At 44.4% G+C, this 22,435-nt stretch carries 15 protein-coding genes; 9 read left to right on the top strand and 6 right to left on the bottom strand.

The features are described from left to right. Positions 1 to 3 precede the first annotated feature (3 nt). Entirely contained in the window at positions 4 to 4,857 is a 4,854-nt protein-coding gene (locus H6H02_RS07860; RefSeq protein ID WP_190816303.1) for a non-ribosomal peptide synthetase, read from the bottom strand. Positions 4,858 to 4,983: 126 nt separating this feature from the next. Between H6H02_RS07860 and H6H02_RS07865 the strand changes: the two genes are divergently transcribed. Both H6H02_RS07865 and H6H02_RS07875 read left to right on the top strand, forming a co-directional pair. Further along, on the top strand, positions 4,984 to 6,093 hold the full coding sequence (locus H6H02_RS07865) for an alpha/beta hydrolase (RefSeq protein ID WP_190816305.1): 1,110 nt from the start codon (positions 4,984 to 4,986) through the stop codon (positions 6,091 to 6,093). 485 nt (positions 6,094 to 6,578) lie between these two features. Next, positions 6,579 to 6,968 carry a hypothetical protein gene (locus H6H02_RS07875; RefSeq protein WP_206757268.1) on the top strand — a complete coding sequence of 130 codons (390 nt, stop codon included), beginning with the start codon at positions 6,579 to 6,581 and terminating at the stop codon, positions 6,966 to 6,968. A gap of 6 nt (positions 6,969 to 6,974) precedes the next feature. On the opposite strand, the gene H6H02_RS07880 is transcribed toward H6H02_RS07875, so the two are convergent. The 4 genes from H6H02_RS07880 to rsgA form a co-directional block, all read right to left on the bottom strand. Further along, positions 6,975 to 10,352 carry a non-ribosomal peptide synthetase gene (locus H6H02_RS07880; RefSeq protein ID WP_190816309.1) on the bottom strand — a complete coding sequence of 1,126 codons (3,378 nt, stop codon included), beginning with the start codon at positions 10,350 to 10,352 and terminating at the stop codon, positions 6,975 to 6,977. A 151-nt stretch (positions 10,353 to 10,503) separates the two neighbouring features. Next, positions 10,504 to 11,229 (bottom strand): cyclase family protein, encoded by a 726-nt coding sequence (locus tag H6H02_RS07885; RefSeq protein WP_190816311.1) that lies wholly within the window; start codon positions 11,227 to 11,229, stop codon positions 10,504 to 10,506. 79 nt (positions 11,230 to 11,308) lie between these two features. Beyond that, positions 11,309 to 12,919: a ribosomal protection-like ABC-F family protein gene (abc-f, locus tag H6H02_RS07890; protein WP_190816313.1), complete on the bottom strand. Its 1,611-nt coding sequence runs from the start codon at positions 12,917 to 12,919 to the stop codon at positions 11,309 to 11,311. A 254-nt stretch (positions 12,920 to 13,173) separates the two neighbouring features. Continuing rightward, positions 13,174 to 14,235: a ribosome small subunit-dependent GTPase A gene (gene rsgA, locus H6H02_RS07895; protein ID WP_190816315.1), complete on the bottom strand. Its 1,062-nt coding sequence runs from the start codon at positions 14,233 to 14,235 to the stop codon at positions 13,174 to 13,176. A 607-nt stretch (positions 14,236 to 14,842) separates the two neighbouring features. Between rsgA and H6H02_RS07900 the strand changes: the two genes are divergently transcribed. From H6H02_RS07900 to H6H02_RS07930, 7 genes are all read left to right on the top strand, one after another. Then, positions 14,843 to 15,025: a hypothetical protein gene (locus tag H6H02_RS07900; RefSeq protein WP_190816317.1), complete on the top strand. Its 183-nt coding sequence runs from the start codon at positions 14,843 to 14,845 to the stop codon at positions 15,023 to 15,025. 156 nt (positions 15,026 to 15,181) lie between these two features. Then, positions 15,182 to 15,814, top strand: a complete 633-nt coding sequence (locus tag H6H02_RS07905; RefSeq protein ID WP_190816319.1) for a CDP-alcohol phosphatidyltransferase family protein — start codon at positions 15,182 to 15,184, stop codon at positions 15,812 to 15,814. 423 nt (positions 15,815 to 16,237) lie between these two features. After that, positions 16,238 to 17,452 (top strand): hypothetical protein, encoded by a 1,215-nt coding sequence (locus H6H02_RS07910; protein ID WP_206757265.1) that lies wholly within the window; start codon positions 16,238 to 16,240, stop codon positions 17,450 to 17,452. 217 nt (positions 17,453 to 17,669) lie between these two features. Then, positions 17,670 to 17,972, top strand: coding sequence for a hypothetical protein (locus H6H02_RS07915; RefSeq protein ID WP_190816406.1), 303 nt, complete (start codon positions 17,670 to 17,672; stop codon positions 17,970 to 17,972). 112 nt (positions 17,973 to 18,084) lie between these two features. Continuing rightward, positions 18,085 to 18,777 (top strand): pentapeptide repeat-containing protein, encoded by a 693-nt coding sequence (locus H6H02_RS07920; protein WP_190816408.1) that lies wholly within the window; start codon positions 18,085 to 18,087, stop codon positions 18,775 to 18,777. A 232-nt stretch (positions 18,778 to 19,009) separates the two neighbouring features. Next, positions 19,010 to 19,663, top strand: coding sequence for a peptide-methionine (S)-S-oxide reductase MsrA (gene msrA / locus H6H02_RS07925; RefSeq protein WP_190816323.1), 654 nt, complete (start codon positions 19,010 to 19,012; stop codon positions 19,661 to 19,663). A gap of 226 nt (positions 19,664 to 19,889) precedes the next feature. Beyond that, positions 19,890 to 20,678 carry a tryptophan-rich sensory protein gene (locus tag H6H02_RS07930; RefSeq protein ID WP_190816325.1) on the top strand — a complete coding sequence of 263 codons (789 nt, stop codon included), beginning with the start codon at positions 19,890 to 19,892 and terminating at the stop codon, positions 20,676 to 20,678. A 149-nt stretch (positions 20,679 to 20,827) separates the two neighbouring features. Here the strand turns inward: H6H02_RS07930 and H6H02_RS07935 are convergent, their stop codons facing one another. Continuing rightward, positions 20,828 to 22,306 (bottom strand): CoA-acylating methylmalonate-semialdehyde dehydrogenase, encoded by a 1,479-nt coding sequence (locus H6H02_RS07935; RefSeq protein ID WP_347342582.1) that lies wholly within the window; start codon positions 22,304 to 22,306, stop codon positions 20,828 to 20,830. Positions 22,307 to 22,435: the final 129 nt, after the last annotated feature.

Here is a 22,435-nt window from a genome sequence, read left to right on the forward strand (position 1 = left end):
GGTTTACGGTTGTTGGTTTTCTTTATTGAGAGAAGATAGCTTCATGCGACGATTTTCACGAGAAATTGGCACTAAGGCTGGGGCTTTGCTTTGAGTAGTGGTCTGCTGAAAACTAGCGATCGCTTTCGATAATTCTGCAATTGTCGGTGCCTCAAAGACACTACGCAAAGGTAACTCCACCCCGAATGCGTCGCGCACTCTAGAAACAAGCTGAGTCGCTAGTAATGAATGTCCTCCTAATTCAAAGAAATTATCCTGAATACCCACCCGTTTAACTCCCAAAACCTCTGCAAAAATTTTCACTAACACTTCCTCAACCGGAGTTTGAGGTGCAACATAACTTCCTGCCAATTCTAGTTTGACTGGTTCGGGTGCAGGTAAAGCACGGCGATCGACTTTGCCATTAGGTGTAAGCGGTAGAGATTCCAGCACCACAAAAGCCGATGACACCATGTACTCAGGTAGCTTTTGGGTGAGATAAGTCTGCAATTGAGGGATTAACTTACGGGCTGCTTTTGCTTGTAGGGGATTATTCGCATAAGATTGTAGCGATCGCAATTTAGCGCTGAGTGGCAAAGTAGTTTTTTTGTCTATTTCTTTGCTTACAAACACTACATCGTAGCGTCCTTCAGTGCCGGAATCTGACCAGCTAATTTCAATGTTGTAAGGGACATCTAGGCTATAGAAATCTTCTGGATCTACTCCCAAATTTTGGAGTTTTTGCAAAGCTTCATGGATCTGTCGGACAGTTTTAAATTCTGCTGGGTCTGACAGCCATTCTGCTGTTTTAACTGCTGCTGTTACCCGCGCATTAGGCACATTGGTAATGCTTAAGGTTTCTGGTTGGTTATCAATTAATAGCTGATGTACAGCGGAGATGGTTAAGTTATTTTCGTGCCAGTCTAGCGAGGAACCTCTCCCCAGCCCTCCCCGCAACGGGGAGGGAGCCGGAGTATTCTTACTTCCCCCCGCTTCGGGGGGATTGAGGGGGGTTCTTTCAGAACCTATTTCTGTGCCAATATGCAAAATTGCGTTATAACGAAACTGCGTTAATTCATTGTGAGAACAACCCCGGATCAGTTGAATTTGTACGTCGCTAATCTGGGGAAATCGCTGCTTTAATGCACTGAAGAAAGCTGGATCAATTACTAACTCAGTTTCTTGGAACATTTGCATTTCTACCCGTTGCTGCAACTGTTCGCGGGTGAGAGAAGGTTCGGCTTGATAAAACTGTACTGAGGCGTGGAAAGCTTGCAATAGGGGGAGACTACGCACATCGCCAATGAAGATGAAGCCACCGGGAGCGATCGCATTTATGGCTCCCTCCAGTACGCGCACTAGATAATCAATACTGGGAAAATATTGCACCACGGAGTTCAGAATCACCGTATCAAAGGCTTGTGACTCCACTCCCTCAAAGTCAGTCGCTAACTTCTGAAGCAATCTTACTTGAGGTAATTGTGACAATTGCTGCTGGATGTAGTTTAGTGAAGCCGAGGAAAAATCTGTTCCACAATATTTATTGCAGTGAGGCGCAATTCTAAACAATAATAAACCTGTTCCACATCCAATTTCTAACACTCGACTCGGTTGCAAATCCAGAATTTCCGCTACTTGGTTATCTACCCATTCACGCATCTGTTCTGCTGGAATCGGTTGATTAGTATAACTGCTATTCCAACCGACAATATTGAATGTTGGATCTGAACCAGCAGCAGGTTGATTATAATTTTCGTTGTAGAGCATCTGCCATTGCGAAACCTGCTCATTTTGCAATTGGATTTCCACCTGCTTCTGTTCGCTGTACTCAGAATTTAGCGCTACATAAGCTACTAAACGCTTTTCCCCTGGTAAATCTTCACGAGTTATTACAACATTTTGCAGCACTGCTGGATGCTGACTCAATACCGCTTCAATTTCTCCCAACTCTATGCGGAAGCCGCGAATTTTCACCTGTTCATCGAGGCGACCTAAAAACTCGATATTGCCATCTGGTTGATAACGAACTAAATCGCCTGTTTTATAAAGACGTGCTTCTGGTTGGTTGCTAAAAGGATTAGAAATAAATTTTTCAGCAGTTAAATCAGGACGGTTTAAATAACCTCGCGCTAGTCCATCACCACCAATGTACAATTCACCAGCAACACCGATAGGAACAGGTTGTAAATATCTATCTAGAACATAAACTTGAGTGTTGGCAATGGGACGACCAATTGTAGGCTTTATACTATTTCTTAATGGTGCTATTAGATCTGTGTTCTCTTCTTGCCCCCCTTTATAAGGGGGTTTGGGGGGATCTTCTTTATCTCTGACAGGAACAATACCGGATGTTGTCACAACTGTATTCTCAGTTGGGCCATAATTATTAACTAGCTGGAAAGGATAATCAGTCAAAGGATACTGATGTAGTTTGTCGCCTCCTGTCAGTAATATTCGGAAATCTGCGTTATTAGACCAATCCAATAACAAAACTTTCTCAGCTAAAGTTGTCGGTAAAAAGCTAATTGTTATTAATTTCGATATTAAGAAGTCTCTCAGCTTTTCAGGCGCTATTCTTATTTCATCATCAATCAAATAAATGCTGCATCCTGCACTCAAATAAGGCAAAATTTCCCACCCGCAAGCATCAAAGGCAACTCCAGCAACCTGCGTTACTCGGTCAAGCGGTGAAACTGCAAACGTTTTTTGATGCCAAAAGATGAGATTTAATAAGCTGCAATGTTCAGTTTTAACCCCTTTAGGCTTTCCTGTGGTGCCAGAGGTATAGATAACATAAGCAAGATTCTCTGCTGTAACATTACTAATAGTATTAGCTTCGCTTTCTTGGGCAATGGTTTCCAAATCTTTATCTAAACATATTATTTGTGAGCTATATTCTCCAAGGCGTTCGATACACTGTTCATGGGTTAATATAACCGGCACTTGAGCATCTTGAAGCATAAAAATCAAACGCTCAGGCGGGTAGCTGGGGTCTAAAGGTAGGTATGCTCCACCTGCTTTCAGGATGGCTAACATCCCGATTATCATATCAAGCGATCGCTCTACGCAAAGTCCTACTAAAATTTCCGCACCAACACCCAATTTTTGTAAGTAACGTGCAAGTTGGTTGCTGCGTATGTTTAACTCTTGATAGGTAAGTTGCTTGTCTTCAAACACCAGTGCAATCGCATCTTTATTCTGCTCTACCTGAGCCTCAAATACCTGATGAATGCATAAATTTTTTGGATAATCTACCTGGGTATTGTTCCATTCAACCAACAACTGATGTAGCTCAGATTGACTGAGTAGCGGTAAGTTGGCGACTCGTTCCTCTGGATTCGCAACAATTCCTTCTAGCAAGGTTTGAAAATGCCCTAACATCCGATTGATCGTCGCTTGATCGAATAAATCGGTGCTATAAATTACAAAACCACTAATCCCTTCTAAACTATCTACCCATAATCCATTTTTTTGCCCTTTTTCCCACAAGTGAAACTCTAAATCAAAGCGAGTTGTCTGACTATCAAATTCCATCGGGCTGAGCGTTAATCCAGGGAGTTCCAGGGCTGAAATTGGCGCATTCTGTAGCGCAAATACCACTTGGAACAGAGGGTTTTGGTTCAAGCTGCGTTCTGGATGTAGTTCCTCCACTAGCTTCTCAAAAGGCAAATCTTGGTGAGCATAAGCGCCCAAGGCAATTTCTTTCACTCGACTCAATAGTGAGCGAAAACTTGGGTTTCCCGATAAATCGGTTCGCAGCACTAAACTATTGACAAAAAAGCCAATTAAACCTTCAATTTCGCTGCGATTGCGGTTGGCAATTGGTGAACCTACAGCAATATCTTCTTGATGCGTGTAGCGGTAAAGTAAAATCTGGAATGCTGCCAGCAGGGTCATGAATAAAGTGGCTCCTTCCTGCTGAGAAAGCGCCTCTAACGCTTCACTTAAACTTTTCGGTAGTTGCAAAATTTGCGTTGCACCCCGGTAAGTTTGAACGGCTAATCGCGGTTTATCGGTGGGCAAATTCAGCATGGAAATGCCATCTAATTGTTGCCGCCAGTAACCAAGTTGTGTTTCTAAAACTTCCCCTTGCAACCATTCGCGTTGCCAGTGTGCAAAGTCTGCATATTGGATGGGGAGTTTTGGCAGAGATGTAGGGACGCACAACTGTGCTAATACGTCTTTACAAGAAGCTGTGTAGAGTGCTGCCAATTCCTTAATTAGTACCCCAATAGACCAACCATCGGAGACAATGTGGTGCATATTCAGCAGCATTATATATTCTGTCTCATCCAACCGCAGCAGGGTTACTCGCAGCAATGGATCGCTTGACAAATTAAAAGGACGTTGCGCCTCCTGAGTTGTTAGCTGTTGTGCTTGGTTTTCTCGTTCGGCTGCTGGTAGCTCTCGTAAATCTATGACTGGTAAAGATATTTTTAAGTTGGGATTAATTACCTGAATAGGTTGCCCTTCCACCGTGACAAAAGTGGTACGCAAAGCTTCGTGACGGCGGACGATTTCGTTAAAAGCTTCCTCCAGCGCTGCTAAATTGAGCGAACCTGTTAAACGCACTGCTGCCGGAACATTATAGAAAAAATTGTTGGGGAATAATTGGTCCAGAAACCATAGCCGTTGCTGAGCAAATGAGAGGCGGAGATTTCTATCCCGCGAGATAGGTACCAGGGATGTAGAAGCGTTGCTGGTAGTAGAATTTGCTGCCCTTAAAAATGAAAGAATTTCTGCTTTGCGCTGTTGTATTTCTGCACGCAGTTCGGAAGTGAGAGTTCCTTCTGGGGCGTTACAGTGAAGGCGTTCTCCATCGATAAAAACCTGAATATCTAAGCTACGGAGGTAAGATAAAAACTCAACTGTTTTCAAAATTAAACCTCTTCTAGGACAGTACCCGCTAGAGGAGTTTACTTGCTATTGAGGCGGCTGTAGTCTAACCTCGGTATGACGTTAGAACAAAACTAACTCAACATCCTACTCTAAAGGTTTCTGCTCATGGTGTTCATGCCCCTGAATTTTCTACTCGTATGGCTGGTAGGATTGCTGTCCATCGGCATACTTGGCGGAGGCATTTACATTCTTTATGAGTGGTATGAAGGGGAACTGGTGGGGATGTCCTACTTGATAGGCGGACTGGCGATGGTTTTGTGGTCTCTTGGCGGTCGTTTTATCAGCTTGCCACTGCTGCGTCGCCAAGGTGCTGACGAACCCAAAATCATGCGTACCGGAACTGTGCAGCGCATACAACGACCGGATGGTAGTGTTCTGCAAGTAGAGTTCTATGGGCCTGAGGATGGTCAACCGATTATCTTGTCACACGGTTGGGGACCGAACAGTGCGGTATGGTACTATGCCAAGCGACAACTGAGCGATCGCTTCCGAGTAATAGTATGGGATTTGCCGGGACTCGGAAAATCTACTAGACCCAAAAATAACGACTACTCTATAGAAAAATATGCCCGTGACCTAGAAGCGGTTGTTGCTATAGCGGGAGAGAAGCCTGTTATCCTGCTAGGTCACAGCATGGGCGGCATGATTAACCTAACATTCTGTCGGCTGTTTCCAGAACATCTGGGTCGTCGCGTAGCAGGCTTAATCCTTGCAGATACAACCTATACCAATCCGCTGAAAACTTCTATCTTGAGCAGTGTGTTACGCAAGTTGCAGAAACCGCTGCTCGAACCTCTGTTGTACCTCACGATTCTGCTGTCACCCATCTTTTGGCTGATGACTTGGCTAAGCTATCTCAATGGTTCGCTATATATCAGCGTCGAGATTTCTGGATTTAAGGGGACTGAAACACGCGGTCAACTAGATTTCGCCGCATTCTTATCGGCTTTAGGTTCGCCTGGTGTTCTCGCTAGCGGTACATTGGCAATGTTCAATTTCGAGGAAACAAGGACACTCCCAACGATTAACGTTCCGGTGTTGGTTGTTTGCGGTGCAGGAGATATCGCGACTAAACCTGTTGCAAGCGATCGCATGAAAGCCGAATTGTCTCAAGCTGAACTCGTCATGATAAAGCCGGGTGGGCACATGGCATTGATAGAAAAGAATCAGCTATTTTCCGAAGTTGTCACTGCGTTTTGTGCTAAGTGCGGGTAACGCTCAGAACAATATATCAATGCTTAAAACAATAGGTGTCTTCTGACATGAAACTGAGCATTGCATTGGTTGCCTATCGGGGGTTACAGTCGTGATAGATAGGACTGAAACCTGATGATAACAAAATTAAAACCTGATGCAGGATGAGCCACCTGTCGATCTCTTTTTAGCCCAGCTATGTGAAGGATATACCGAGGCAGAAGTTGCCGAAATAGAGCAGTATATATCTGAATGAGATGCTTCTACTTATATCAGTGTCGCTCAGAATATTTTAGACCATGCTTCAAGAAAAGAAATTGACCCATTAAAATATCTCCGAAAAGCCCAAAACTTTAATAAGAAGGGAACAGCACGAGTTCCTAAAACTGGATATCGTCGGGATGGTTCAGCAGTCTATCGAAAAGGCAATGAATATCTGATTGTCCGACCCAATCGATTTGGTATTGAAAAAATAGTTACTTATGGAGTAAATGATGAGTAAAGCCATGCTCAACACTCAAAGTGCTGAAATTACTAGAAACTACATTAGTCATCTGTTAAAGGAGTTAACTGTCAATTATCAAAATAGCAAACGAGAGCGAAAAGAAATTGCTTCTCTCTCTCCAAATCCTGATGAAGAATTTACTGTTTTAGAGGAAATTGAACTGCTAACAGTAGATATTCGGGGCTATGCTAGTCAAATTCAAGCACAAGGTTGGATTGAAAACGAACCAGAGGCAATTGAGCAATTGCAAGCTATGCGAGTCTTCAACGTTCCAGCGATCGCGAGAATTTATTTCGCAATAGATGGAGACTACGGGCAAATAAAAGCTTATATTCGGATGCTAGATTACTTGCGCTTGCTGACTCTGGAATATTTGCAAATGAGATTATAGAGTTCCTTAAAATTCAACCTCTTCTCGCTCATTTCCCATAGAACTCGTGTTATCCAAACCTTTTGTCGCCCAACACATTGTTTCAATGTGCCTAGCTAAACTAGCTACAGTTGGAGATTCAAACAAGTTGCGTACAGATAACTCTATTTGGAAAGCGTCGCGTATCCGAGAAGTAAGCTGAGTTGCTAGTAGAGAATGACCGCCCAATTCAAAGAAGTTATCGTGGACACCTACCTGCTGTTTTCCCAAAACTTTAGCCCAAATTTCGGCTAGCGCTTCCTCAACGCGATCGCGCGGTGCGACATAATCTTCTTTGATATCAAAACTGAGCGTATCTACCTCAGGTAAGCCACGGCGATCCACTTTGCCATTCGGTGTCAGCGGTAGGGATTCTAGCATCACATAAGCTGAAGGCACCATGTATTCTGGTAACTTTTCTTTCAGGAATTGCCGCAGATTCATGCTTGCTATTGCCTGTTTTTGGTTGGGAACAATATAAGCAACCAAGTGCTTCTCCCCAGGAATTTCTTCCTTAACAATTACCACTGTCTCGCGCACTGCTGGATGCTGATTAACCGCTGCTTCAATTTCGCCCAATTCGATGCGGAAGCCGCGAATTTTTACCTGATTATCAACGCGACCTAAAAACTCAATATTGCCGTCTGCTAGATAGCGGGCTAAGTCACCCGTCTTATAAAGCCGTGCTTCTGGTTCATTACTAAAAGGATTAGAAATAAAGCGTTCAGCAGTTAATTCAGGGCGATTGAGGTATTCTCGCGCCAGTCCATCACCACCAATGTACAACTCACCGACAACGCCAATGGGTACAGGTTGTAAATGACCATCCAGTAGATAAATTTGCGTATTCGTAATTGGGCGACCTATAGGGATAGAGGCTGCTGCTTCTGCCAATTTCTCCACGTAGTAATAAGAAGAAAATGTTGTACTCTCTGTTGGCCCATAAACATGAATTAAATGCTTCGGCGCGCCTTGTTTAAGAACCTTCTTTACCCACCGAGTATCAACAGCCTCGCCTCCAAATAGCAAATAGCGTAACAAAGCGAAAGCTTGGGGAACATCTCTGGCAATCTGTTGAAATAAAGCAGTGGTCAAAAATAAAACGCTAATGTCTTTTTCTTGGAGTTGTAATGCAAACTCGTGGGGCGAAAGGGTGACATCTCTGCTAATTCCAATAAGTTGAGCGCCATTGAGTAACGCGCCCCAAATCTCGAATGTTGCTGCGTCGAAAGAAGTATTTGAGGCTTGGGCAACTTTATCCTTAGGTGACAATTTTATATAATTTGTGTTGCAAACCAGCCGATTTACAGCTTTGTGAGTAACAGCAACTCCCTTAGGCTTTCCTGTAGAACCGGACGTGTAGATTACATAAGCTAGGTTATCGCTGGTTACGCTGCTATTCGGGCTTTCTTTACTTTCTTGGGCAATGATTTCCCAATCCTTATCGAGGTAAACAACTGGGTTTGAGAAATCTCCAAAATTTTCAACAATTTTTTCCTGTGTTAGCAATAGTAGGGGCGTAGCATTCGTGCCAGTAATTTCTGGATCGCATCTGAGGTTTTTCTTAACAAATGCTTCACCCTTACAAGCATCATCAAGCATGAACTTTAAACGCTCTTGAGGATAACTCGGATCTAAAGGCATATAAGCTCCACCGGCTTTCAGAATGCCTAGTAATCCCACAATTAGGTCTATAGAACGCTCCATGCAGATGCCGACTAAAACTTCCGAACCTACACCCAATTTTTGTAAATAATGTGCTAATTGGTTGCTGCGTATATCCAACTCTCGGTAGGTTAGAGACGCGATAAGCCTTGTCTCAACATTTTCAAAACTGACTGCTATGGAATCAGGATTCTGCTCTACCTGATTTTCAAACAATTGATGGATACACTTATTTTTAGGATAATCTGCCTGGGTGTCCTTCCCCTGAATTAACAACTGCTGTAATTCAGCTTCACCCAATAGCGGTAAAGTTGCGATTCGTTCTTCTGAATTGTTAACAATACCTTCAAACAATGTTTTAAAATGTCCCAGCATCCGAGTAATCGTGGCTTCATCGAATAAATCCGTGTTGTACACCACGATGCCTCTAATTCCTTCAGAATTCTCCCATTTACCGCCCCATAAGCTCCGGAAATCTTCGGAACACTTCCACAGATGTAACTCCAAATCAAATCGCGTTGTTTTAAAGTCAATATCCATAAAGCTAGGTACTAATCCAGGTAGTTCTAGCGACGACATTGGTGCATTCTCAAAGCCAAATACTACTTGGAATAGCGGATGAATATTTAAGTTGCGTTCTGGATGCAGTTCCTCAACAAGCTTCTCAAAGGGCAAATCTTGATGGCTATATGCGCCTAGTGTTACCTGTCGGACTCTGGCTAAGAGTTCCCGAAAAGTTGGGTTTCCAGATAAGTCGGTGCGTAACACCAAACTATTGACAAAAAAGCCAATTAATCCTTCGATTTCGCTGCGATTACGGTTAGCAATTGGCGAACCCACCGCAATATCTTCTTGATGCGTGTAGCGATAAAGTAAAATTTGAAATGCTGCCAGCAAAGTCATAAATAGGGTGACACCTTCTTGCTGCGAAAGCATCTGGAGCGCATCACTGAGCTTTTTTGGTAACTCTAAAGATTGCGTTGCGCCTCGATAGCTTGCAACTGCTGGTTTCGGTCGGTCAACGGGCAAATTGAGTACGGAAATACCGTTTAATTGTTGCCGCCAGTAAGCTAACTGAGTTTCCAGCACTTCTCCTTGCAGCCATTCGCGCTGCCAATGGGCAAAATCAGCGTATTGCAGGGGCAATTCCGGCAGCGTAGAGACGGGATGCATCGCGTCTTTACAAGTAAAGGCTGTGTAGAGGGTTCCCAGTTCCCGAATCAGCACCCCAATCGACCAATCATCACAGATAATGTGGTGCATATTCAGCAATAGAATATGTTCTGTTTCGGAAAGCTGTAGCAGCTTCACTCGCAGCAAGGGGATAGAGGACAAATCAAAAGGACGTTCGATTTCTGCTGCTACCAACTGCTGTGCTTGGAGTTCGCGATCGCATTCTGGGAATTGCCGCAGGTCTACTACGGACATAGGGATGGTTAAGCTGGAAGCGTTAGCGCAGCTTTCCACAGGAATCACTTGTACGGGTTGTCCCTCTAGCGCCTTAAATGTAGTCCGTAAGGCTTCGTGGCGACGCACAATTTCATTAAACGTCTGCTCTAATGCTGCTAAATTGAGTGAACCTATTAAGCGAATGGCGGTCGGCACGTTATAGATAGTATTGCCAGGTATCAACTGGTCAAGAAACCACAGCCGTTGTTGGGCAAAGGATGCAGGAAATACAAAAACCTCTCGTTCAGACATATCGATCCTTTCTTGTGCAGCTATCGGGGCGTTGTCGGCAAGATCCGGCGTCATCTATCTTTGCTTTCACCACAAGGGATAATAGCCTGTCAAGGTTGATTGAATGGGAAGAAGCGATCGCGTAAAGTCAATGCGATTTTTGGTGTAGGTATCAAGGGACAAAAGCTAACACGGATACAGGTGTCCCAGAACCACCCCGTAGACGTAAAATCCCAATGACTAATGTAGTGCCAGTGGGCGATAACCGATCAAGATTTGTCAGGTTTTCCAATACAATTCCAGCCTTTTTTAATACCAGGCGGTTGGTGCTAAAGGTTTCATCTTGCCCTGGATCGACGCCATGAGTATCAATTCCCACGCCAGCGATCGCGCGTTCTTCGACCAAGAATCGGCTAGTTTCAGCACCAAACCCCGGAAAGTGAAATTTTCCCTTCTCGTCCTGATTTAAAAAAGCTCTTCGATCGCCCCACTTTTCTTGCCAACCCGTGTATAGAAGTACAACAGTGTTAGGGGAGATAGGATGGTATTGCTGTTCCCAGTCGAGGACATCGGCTGTCGTTAAAGCATAGTCAAAATTAGCAATAGCTTTGTCGCGGATATCGATAACAATCGCTGGTACAACGAGCGACTGGGCTGAATAACTCTCAATTCCAACTCCATCTTCATAAAAGCTACTGGGTGCGTTGATATGAGTGCCGCTGTGTTCTCCCATCGAGAATCTTCGTAGATAGTAGCCATCTTTTTCTAACTCGGCGACTGGCTCAAATTCAACGAGTGGATCGTTTTGCCAAATCGGTATATTTGGATCAATGACATGACTTAGGTCTACAATTTGGGTGTAATTAATGGTTTTAAGATTGTTTGAGCTAAAAATCATGGCGTCTGATTACTAAAAATATTTGTGATATCCCAGCGGTTAAGACCCCCGAATTCTCTAAGAATTCGGGGTTTCGCGTTCAAAGTAACTCTTGATAATATTGTTCTGTCTCAGCGGGAAGGAAAACGGTCGTTCGCATTTCCCTTTTTTGAATTTTAAAGGCTTTGGTTATCTGGATGCGACTGAGAAAGTCGAGGTCGTGAGAAATTACTAATATAGCGCCTCGATACTCTTCTAACGCTTCGACAATTTGAGTAACGGTTTCTAAATCCAAATTGTTCGTTGGTTCATCCAATACCAGCAACTCAATTTCCGATACGCTAATCATCGCCAGAGCAAGTCTGGCTAGCTCTCCTCCACTCAAAACCTCGGCTTTTTTATTCACTTCATCATTGAAGAATAAAAAGTGTCCAAGCTGTTGTCTGATAAGTTGATACTCAAGATTGGGATTCGCTGCTTGCAAATTTTCTAAAATAGTTTTCCCTCTATCTATTAACTCGTAAGTTTGGTCAAGATATACAACTTTTAACTTCGGAGCAACTGAAACCTTACCCGATTCAAGAATCGCTGGGTAATTTTCTCGATGGATGCCCAAAACTGCCCGAATTAAGCTAGATTTTCCCGACCCATTCGCCCCAGAAATAGCAACTCGCTCACCGGATGCTATTTGCATCTGTATATTCTTGATAAGAAACTGATTTCCAATTTTCAGATTTGCCCCTTGAATGTCAATCAAGGTTCTCCCCTTTTTACTACTTTCTTCTTCAAGGCGAACAATCGCGACTGGATTTGTCCTAATTTTGGCAGATTCCAAATTTTGTGTAGCTTTAGCGATAGCCGCCTCATGTTTTTTTGAGGCGTTTCCAGCACTCGCTGATGCTCGATTCTCGAAGAATCTTTTTGCAGCTTTCCCCATGCTTCCGTCGTGAGCTTGTTTACGCCCTTCTCTTCGGGATTGTCCCGCCCGCTTCTCTTCTTGCAAAGACGCATCAGTTGCCCTCCGAAGTTCTTTTTTGGCTATTTCTCGCGTCCTCAAGGCTACCTGAAATTCAATTTCTTTTTGTTCCTTGTAGCTGGAAAAGTTACCGCCGTAAACCTTCACTCCTAATGCTGTCAGCTCCCAAATGGTGTTAACGACTTGATTTAGGAAAAAAGGTTTGTGAGAGACAATCACAAAAGGTTGCTTCAATTCTTGGAGAAAATTCTTCAGATTCTCTAAAGCTAAGAAATCCAGGTGATTAGTGGGTTCATCTAGGAGTAACACGCTTGGTTTTCTGTATAAGCCAATTGCCAGAAACAATTTAGTAAGCTCTCCACCACTCAAACTGCTAACTGGTAGCGAAATATCTACTGAAGTTTTTAACTTGACCTCTAAAAGGTTACTAATTTCCCACCAATCTTCTGAAAAATTACTTAGAAACTCTAGAACAGTCGCACTTTGAATTGCCTGGATAAGGGTGCTAATTTGTGGAAGGTAATAAACAGTACCTTCACGATTCACGGAACCCGAACTAGGCTGAATTTCCCCAGCTAAGATTTTGAGCAAGGTTGATTTTCCTACCCCATTAGCACCGACCAGTGCAATTCTATCTCCCTCATTCACTGTGGCTCGAACATTGGTAAATAAGGTTTGGTTGGAAGCAAGTTCGTAGCTAATTTGTTCGGCTGTTAGAAATGATTTTTTTTGCATATATGCTGAATCCTGGGTAATTAGAGTACAGATGATAGTTTTTTATTAGGTTCTTCATGGCTATTTCCAAAATGCTGAGTGTTGATAAAAAAACGCTGGCAAGTCAACTCATGGCTACACGAATTAAACTGCCTAGGTGAAATCTTGAAACTTCCAAGTTTAGCTTGGAAGTTTCAAGGCTCCACCTCCCGGTTCTTGCTTGTTGCTCCTAGAAATTAACGCTTATTTGCTGACTAAGATAATGGCTTAGTTGCTTAGCGTTTTGGATTATTTCTTAGAGCTTTATGGATTTTTTTCCATTTTTCTTTCTCGGCTAAAGACGCTTTTTGATCTTGTTTCCGGTTATTGTATTCAAGCTCTTGTTGAAGTTTTCGGTAGTTCCGAAAACGTTGCTTATCTAGAATGCCATCAAGCAAAGCTTGTTGCACTGCACAACCGGGTTCGGCTTCATGTTGGCAATCGCGAAAACGACACTCTGTAGCAAGCGTATTGATATCAGTAAAGGTTTCCTGAAAGCCTTCACTTCCATTCCACATCTGAATTTCTCGCATTCCCGGAGTATCTATCAGCAAACCCCCAGAAGGCAAAATAATTAACTCTCGATGCGTTGTGGTGTGGCGACCTCGATTATCTCCTTTGCGTACTGTTTGAACTGCTTGAATGTCCTTTTTAGCTAATTGATTGGTAATCGTCGATTTCCCGACTCCCGAAGAACCAATTAGTGCTACCGTTTGTCCCGTACCGAGATAGGGACTCAAGGCATCGAGTCCTTGGTTCTCAATTGCACTCAAGCTAATAATCGGTACGCCAGGAGCGATCGCTTCTACTTCCGCTTTTCGTTGCTCAACTTCATCGCACAAGTCGGCTTTATTCAGAATGATGACTGGATTCGCTCCACTTTCCCAAACCAAAATTAGATACCGTTCGATTCTTCGGAGATTGAAGTCTAGATCCAATCCCGAAACTAAAAACACCGTATCAATGTTGGTGGCAATTATTTGCTCATCTGTTTGTGCGCCTACAGCTTTTCGAGAAAACTTGCTTTTTCTGGGCAAAATTTCATGGATTTTTGCTCTTTCTTCATCGTCAATGATGGTAACAACTACCCAATCTCCGACCGCTGGAAAATCTGTTCGCCCCTCGGCTTGGTAACGCATTTTTCCCGTTACTTCTGCCGACAATTCTCCAAACTCAGTGTAGAGAAGGTAGGTATTTTTTTGCTCTAGAGCAACTCGACCAACAGTATATCCTTGTTGAAAATAGCTGTCAAAGTTTTTTTCAAAAAAACGATTCCAGCCCAACAACTCTAAATTCATTGAAGTTTCCTCTATGGGTGCGGTTATAGACCGCCAAACTCACAGAGGAATCGCGTAAATTATTCGCGTACATCAGAATAATTAAATGAAAATCTCTGTGAGGATGGGGTGTTGCGTCTGAATGGTTGTGGCGGTCTTAACGGCTACACGCTCTAACATCACTCTTCCTCCTTAGATACTTTTTAGTAATTTCCCAGTCATGGGACTTGTAGTACAATACTACAAAAAACTGCAATTGGCTGAAGCTAGTTTACAAAACTTACCAGCGCACGCCGAACCGTTGTATTCAATCGTGTTGTTCGCTGGGCTTATCTTAGTCGCGCTTGTTGTTCTGAGAAATCACCCGGTCGGGTAATCATTGAGATGCTCCGCAACCAATTGCCTTTGCCAAAGCGTAGACAAGGCGAAAAAGACTTCGCTATTTTCCTAATGCGTCAGCCAATTTTACAACTGACCCCTTCTCAAGCCGCAGCCGCTACGAGAAAACTAGGTTTACAGCCACCAAACAGGCACACTTTTCAAAAACTGGTAAGCGATCGCTCCCTATAAATCTGGATTCCCATAAAACTAAGGCTAATCGAGAACTTCACCCCCCAGGCATCTACCCATGATGGAAATCCTAGCTTACCTCCACACTGCGCTTGCCTACGAAACTACAACCAGCACACCCCTCAACCGCCTGGAACGCCATGAACCACTTCCTTTGCCTTTAGGGACAAGCGCGAGATCCAGCGATATAGCAGCGAATGAGCAGTACGAGATGCAAGCGATAACAGCACTTCCTTTTTAGATATAGCCATTCATTTTTTGACCGGCACACATAAGCTTCTTCTTAGCCCTCCTTTTTTAAGGGGGTTGAGGGGATCTGATGTGTAGCTTCACAAAAGCGAAATAGAATTAGCGATCGCGTCTTTATCGTCACACGCCTACTCATGCCTTCAATAACATGAACAACATAAATACAGTCGAACACTCCCAACGCGATCGCCCAAGATACTTATCATTAATTCTGCAATATATTCCCTTTTCACTGGTTATTATCCGCCTCTGTCTAAGCCCTTTGCTATTATGGGATGCCCTTGACGGCATAACCAGTAACTGGTTCATTTTTGGTTTTGTACTTGCCTTCCTTTCAGATATTTTTGATGGCGTTATCGCCCGTCGAATCGGTGTCAGTACCGCTTCTTTGCGGCAAGCCGATAGTTTAGCTGATGTTTGTCTTTATCTATGTATCGGAATCAGTGCATGGTTAGTGCATCCTGATGTAATAACTGAATTCTCGATACCCTTGAGCCTAATTATCTTGATGCAATTAATCTGGTTGGTAGTCAACTTGGCGAAATATGGAAAACCTGCCAGCTATCACACTTATTCAGCCAAGACTTGGGGAGTAACACTGTTCATCGCCACAATTGCTCTATTCGGTTTTAATTATGCTGGATTCACGCTATTCATGATGATTGCTGTAGGTTGCCTTCACACGCTAGAAGAAATTGCGATGACATTAATTCTGCCAACTTGGACGCACGATGTCCTGAGTATTGTTCATGCGCGAAAGATAGTTTCTTATAAGGAATAGTGCTTTCAGCTTGAGAAGATAGGTAACTAATAAGACTTTTAGAATCCCTGTAAGTGGGTTTAGTTGATATAGCTGCGACTTCAGCCGCCTAGATAATATCAGTGGTTTCAGTTTTTGAAACCAACACTTTAGATGCCCTAATCCCAATGTTATAAAAATAGTAGCAACTCTCCCGACAGAATTAAAAATTGCGGTTATGGCAATCTGATTTTAGGTTTATTTTCTATAAAGTGCTTTGAGTGCGTTCAAAATCCAGGAACGCAAAATAGCCTTGTGCTAACGTGCCTGTCAAACCCAGAAAAAACTAAATTTGGAACATAGGTTTTGCAGCCACGTCTCAAACTATTGTATAAACTTCAAGCAAACATCAAACTTCTAAGCTTTAATTCAAGTGGCTTTGGAGTAGTCTTAATTATGGAAAAAATGAATCGAACTAAAAATCCTAAAAAGTGGCTAATTGCTACTTTGATTTTGTTAACTAGCAGCTTGTCTTTATCTTTATGTACTGCTTTAACCTTAAAAGAAGCTGCTGTTGCCGATCCCGTCAAACAAGTATCTAAGAAAGAAAAGTTACCGTCTTCTGTTGCCAATGCCGTTTTGCGAATGGCATCTCAACGCACGGGGTTACAAGCGTCGCAACTACGCATCGTTAAGTATGAACAGATTTACACCAACGGCTGTTTAAATCTGCCGCGTCCGGCTGAAGGCTGCACTAAAATTAATATGCCTGCTTGGGAAGTCACTATAAAAGCTAGGCAACAAAGCTTAGTTTATCGAAGCGATCGCAACGGCTCCCAGATCAGATTAAATGAAGCCGCTAGCAGCATCGTTAATGCCAAATTGCCTAAATCTATTGTCAGGGCCGTTTTGCAAGATGCCACCCAAAACTGGGGACTTCTGGCGAACACCGGACGCATTGTGAATGCCAAGCAGGCAGAGTGGACGTATGGTTGCGAAGTTTCGACTTTTCCCCATCCCTGCGATCCAGTTGTCGTGGAGGGCTGGCAAGTCACCGTAGAAAGCGGGCAAAAACGCTGGATTTATAACACTGACAAAGTGGGTTCCCAGGTTCAGCTTTATCAAAGAGAGAGCCCGCCAAACGAGGCGAAAAAATTGCCTCCTGCGGTTGCTGAGCAAGTTTTAAAGTTAGCATCCGAGCATTTAACTTTACCAATCTCTCAACTTCTAATTACAAAAACTCAACAGCAAACTTGGTCTAATGGCTGTTTAGATCTTCCGAGTCCTGTAGAGCGATGCATGAGCGCTCAGACACCGGGTTGGCAGGTGACGGTGGAAGGCAAACCCAAGCAATACCAGGTCTATCGTACCGATAAATCTGCTGAGCAAATTAGGACGGAAGCAATAAGCGAAATGCCCCCACGCAAAGACTCTTTGCCTAATTCCATTGCCAAGGTGGTATTGCAGGATGCCAGTAAGCAATTAAAAGTCCCCACTTCTCAGCTATACATCCTCGAAGGTCGAAGTCAGATGTGGTCAAATACCTGTTTTGATTTGCCTGGTACGGAAAATAGCTGCGCTCAAGCAATGGTCGCAGGTTGGCGAGTCGCTGTGGATGGCAACGGGAAAACCTTAGTTTATCGCCTCGATCGATCGGGTTCTCAGTTCAAAGTCGAGTGATTTTGTTGTTGAAATAGATTGAGTCTGTAGAAGCAAACAGCGCTTTGCCACTACAGACTCAATTCATTTCGGTTCGGGTTTTGATGTATTGCAACCCAAGCAACCAGAACTTTTCAGTAAAGTGATACTGGGAAGGGAGTCGGCGTGCGTTGATTCGACCAAATTTCTATAATCGTTCTTAGTCTGTGCCTTTCTTTAAACAATCCGAGACCAGATGATGAGATTGGATGAATTTACACAGTTGATGGAACAGGAAAGATGTCCTGAGTCTCTACCTCAAGCCTTGCAGGCGCTGTGGTACGACAAAAAAGGAGATTGGGACAAAGCTCATCAAATTGTGCAAAATGCCAGTGATGCTGACAGTGCTTGGGTTCACGCCTACCTCCATCGAAAAGAAGGCGACAAAAGCAATGCCCTTTACTGGTATCGGCGCACCGGACGACCAGAGTTTAAAGAAGACCTAAACCAAGAGTGGCAGCAGATCGCTGAAGATGTGCTAGAGCGTTGCAAAACGCGATGATTTGATGGGATGGGCAACAGGAGTGCGATCGCCCCTAGAGGTTTCGGGGTCTCATTACTTCACTCCAAAAGAAGCATTCGTTCAACCGGCAACGCCTGCTAGGGTAGTGATAATGAGCGATCTAGATGGATACTACAAAGTGCTGGGATTAGAGCCTGGAGCGTCACTCGATGAAGTGAACCAGGCTTATAGGGATTTGGCTTTTATTTGGCACCCCGATCGCATCCCGAAAGATAATCCTCGGTTACAGCAAAAAGCTCAAGAAAAGCTGAAAGAGATTAATCAGGCACGCGATCGCTTGCGGTCAGTTCGACCCAGCGAAAAGACCCGAAATCCCGAACCTCCGCCACGCGATCGCGCTCATTCACCGAGTCCTTACTATCAATCTAGTTACTCCTATCAATCACCGCCTCAATCTTCCTATCAAACTCCTAAGCCGAATTCCGACTTGAGCGGAGCCAACTTGAGCGGAGCCAATCTGAAAGAAAAGGACTTGTCAGGAAGAAATTTGAGCAATGCCAACCTCAGCAACGCCAACTTGAGCGATTCCTTCCTCCATAAGGTGAATCTTCAGGGAGCCAACCTAGAAAAAGCGAATCTTTTTAGAGCCAACCTGCTGCAAGCGAAGCTAAACAACGCTAATTTGCGAGAAGCTAACTTAATTGGAGCCGACCTCAGCGGAGCCGATTTGAGGGGAGCCGATTTAAGGGGCGCTAAGATTGGGTCGCAAGACCGAATCCTGGTTAAACTGACTGGAGCGAACTTAGCCGGAGCAATCTTACCAGATGGCAGCATCCACGCTTAGGAATATAGCGATACGTCCTATCTGACCCTACGCCGTAAGCAGGGAGAGGAGAAGCTAGCTCCCTTTAGCTCAACAAAAACGCAAAGAAGTAGCCTCCTCTGGGTGAAGGTCGAGGGAGTTGGGGGGTAAGGTTGCGGCTAACCCCACCTCCTCCCCACTCTTCAGGGGATGCCAAAATCTTTACAATACGAAGTAAGGTTAAAACGTTTAACAAAAAACAGAGTCAGAATCAATGGCGCTATTCGGATTTGGTAAAAAGCAAAGTCTGCCCACGATCGAGCAAGCATTACCGGGAAGGGCAGAACCCATGCAAGTCCCCGCTACTCACCATGTAAACGGTAATCCGCTGAAACCTCCTTTTCCCGATGGGATGGAGATGGCGATGTTTGGCTTGGGGTGTTTCTGGGGAGCAGAGCGCATATTCTGGAAGCAACCTGGAGTTTTCACCACCGCAGTTGGCTATGCAGCAGGAGCCACGCCAAACCCTACTTATCAAGAGGTTTGTAGTGGCATGACGGGGCACAATGAAGTGGTTTTCGTTGTGTTTGACCCGAAAGTGATTAGTTACGAAACACTCCTGAAACTCTTCTGGGAAAGCCACAATCCCACCCAAGGAATGCGTCAAGGCAATGATGTCGGTACTCAGTACCGTTCCGGAATTTATGCGTATTCAGAGAGCCAGAAGAAGCTGGCTGAAGCATCCAGAGACGCTTATCAGCAAGCCCTGAAAGCCTCTGGGTATGGGGAAATTTCCACTGAGATTCTGGATGCTCCTGAGTTTTATTACGCAGAAGCCTATCATCAGCAGTACCTCGCCAAAAACCCAAATGGGTATTGTGGGCTAGGTGGGACGAACGTTGCTTGTCCTGCTATGACGAACGCTTAAAATCATCGTTGTGTCTTTTAGCGATCGCTAGCAGAAATCACTATCTTTACCCGGTATGCTCTTGAGCGGGTTGCTGCGTTCGTGGCACTGGTTCCTCAAAGCGTGATGAACTTGTCTAACCTAGATTTGGTAATGGTTTGACCAGTTCTTACTCTTTAGAAAACCAGTGCCACAATTTTTTATTTTGAATTGTCAAACAAAGCCTTGAAACAGAGGCGATAACAATATGAAATCTGCCAATCAGCGCTTCGACTCAGATTTCCTCCGGTCAGTTGCAAATTTCATCGCTATTCTTGCCGCATTTGCGATTAACGTCTATGCAAATGTGGCTCCTCCCAATGGATTGACAATTGGGGAAATTTCTAATCGCTTCTTTAGTGATGTCCCCATTATCCCCGCCAACTATGCTTTTGCGATTTGGGGAGTCATTTATTTAGGTTTGATTAGTTTTGGAGTCTATCAAGTTCTACCCGCTCAAAGACAAAATCCCTATCTGCGTCGGGAAGGGTATTTTTTGGTATTAGCGAGTATTGCACAAATCGCCTGGGTGTTTCTTTTCGGGTACCAGCTATTTTCACTCTCAGTTGTGGCAATGCTGTTCATATTGCTGTCCCTGATTGGGATTTATCTGCGGTTGGGAATTGGTTTAGAACGAGTTTCAAGGGCACAAAAATGGTTCGTTCACATTCCCTTGAGCATCTATCTAGCCTGGATTAGTGTTGCGACGATTGTGAATGTGGCGAGTACGCTTGACTATTTAGGTTGGAATGGTTGGGGCATCAGTCCTCAAATATGGACGGTAATTCTGCTGGTTGTCGCGGCAGCGATCGCTGCCACGATTACCGTAAACCGCGCGGATATTGCCTACCCCTTGGTAATTATCTGGGCATTCGTAGCGATCGCAGTACGTCAAGCCAATCAACCTTTGATTGCTGCTACAGCGATAGGATTTGCGATCGCATTAGGGTTATTAATTTTATGGCGTCAACTGCGCCGTCCTGATGTGGCGGTTTAATCGATAAAATCCCAAAGAACCTCACCCCCTACCCCCTCTCCGTTAACGGAGAGGGGAAAATGCTAAAGGTTTTATGGCTTGCCGTTCCTTTGAAGGAGAGGAATTGGACGTGAGGTTTTTATTGTGAAATCCAATTATTTGATGTGAGACTAAAACTGACGCGACCACGTTTTAGGCCAGCGTTCAACTACAACTTTTGTTTGCGTAAAGAACGCTACAGCGTCTTTCCCTTGACCGTGTAAATCGCCGTAGAAGCTATCTTTCCAACCACTAAACGGAAAGAACGCCATCGGTGCAGCGACTCCTATATTGATGCCAATATTGCCAGCTTCTGCTTCATACCGAAACTGCCGCGCTGCCGCACCACTGCTAGTAAATAAACAAGCCATATTTCCCCATTGACCGCCATTGACTAATGCGATCGCATCCTCAATCGTCTCCAGATGCATCACTCCTAACACCGGACCAAAGATTTCTGTACGAGCTAATTCGCTTTTTGGGTTGACATTTTGCAAGATTGTCGGTCGGACAAAGTTTCCCTGTTCGTAACCGGGAATCTTGGCGCTACGTCCGTCTACTAATACCGTCGCACCTTCGTCAGCTCCTTGTTGAATTAATTGCTCAATTCGCGCTTGGCTTTGACGGGTAATTACCGGACCCATTTGGACTTTCTCATCCAAGCCATAGCCAACGACTCGTGTTTGTGCCGCATTTGCGATCGCTTCCGTAAAAGTGTGCCGCGCTTCTCCCACTGTTACAGCCACAGAAGCCGCTAAACAGCGTTGTCCGGCACAGCCAAAAGCACTATCGGCGGTAATTCGAGTCGTCATTTCCATATCCGCATCTGGCAGGACAATGATGGGATTTTTCGCACCTCCCTGACATTGCACTCGTTTCCCAAAGGCGGCGGCTTTACTGTAGACATATTGGGCGACGGGTGAAGAACCGACAAAGCTAATAGCGCGGATTGTGGAGTGTTCTAAAATTGCATCGACCACTTCTTTGGCACCATTGACCAAATTGACGACGCCTTTGGGCAATCCAGTTTTTTCTAATAATTCAAAGACCTTTTGCATCGTCAAAGGGACTTTTTCAGAAGGCTTAAGAATGGTTGTATTTCCACAAGCGATCGCATACGGCAAAAACCAGAAGGGAATCATCCCAGGAAAATTAAACGGCGCGATGATTGCGGTCACTCCCACAGGTTGACGAATCATCATTTCGTCAATCCCACGGGCAACATCCTCCAAGTTATAACCCTGCATCAACATGGGAATCCCACAAGCAACTTCTACATTCTCAATTGCCCGTTGTAATTCTGCTTTTGACTCAGCAAACGTCTTCCCGCATTCCAGCGTAACAATGCGAGATAATTCATCTAAATGTTCTTCTAACAGAAATTTCAATTTAAATAGATATTGCACTCGTTCCGTTGCCGGGATGCGTCGCCAGTTCGGATAGGCAGCCGCAGCCGCAACAGCAGCAGCCTCGACATCGCTTGCAAGTGACAAAGGAACCTGAGTTAAGACTTCGGCAGTGGCGGGATTTACCACATCCAGGTATTCGGTGGCGCGGGAAGCACACCACTCGCCGTTAATGTAGTTGGGTAAAGGGTTTCTGAAGGACACAGAGATTTCTCCTTCCAAAGGTTTTTTCTGCATCCTACTCCCAAAAAGACCGGAATCGAAGCTATACCGGGGAGGGTAATTTAACCTGAGTTCGGGTTAAGCAACTTGGGGCAAAGCAAAGTCCAGATC

The organism is Coleofasciculus sp. FACHB-1120 (assembly GCF_014698845.1).
In the GTDB taxonomy this organism is placed as follows: Bacteria; Cyanobacteriota; Cyanobacteriia; order Cyanobacteriales; family FACHB-T130; genus FACHB-T130.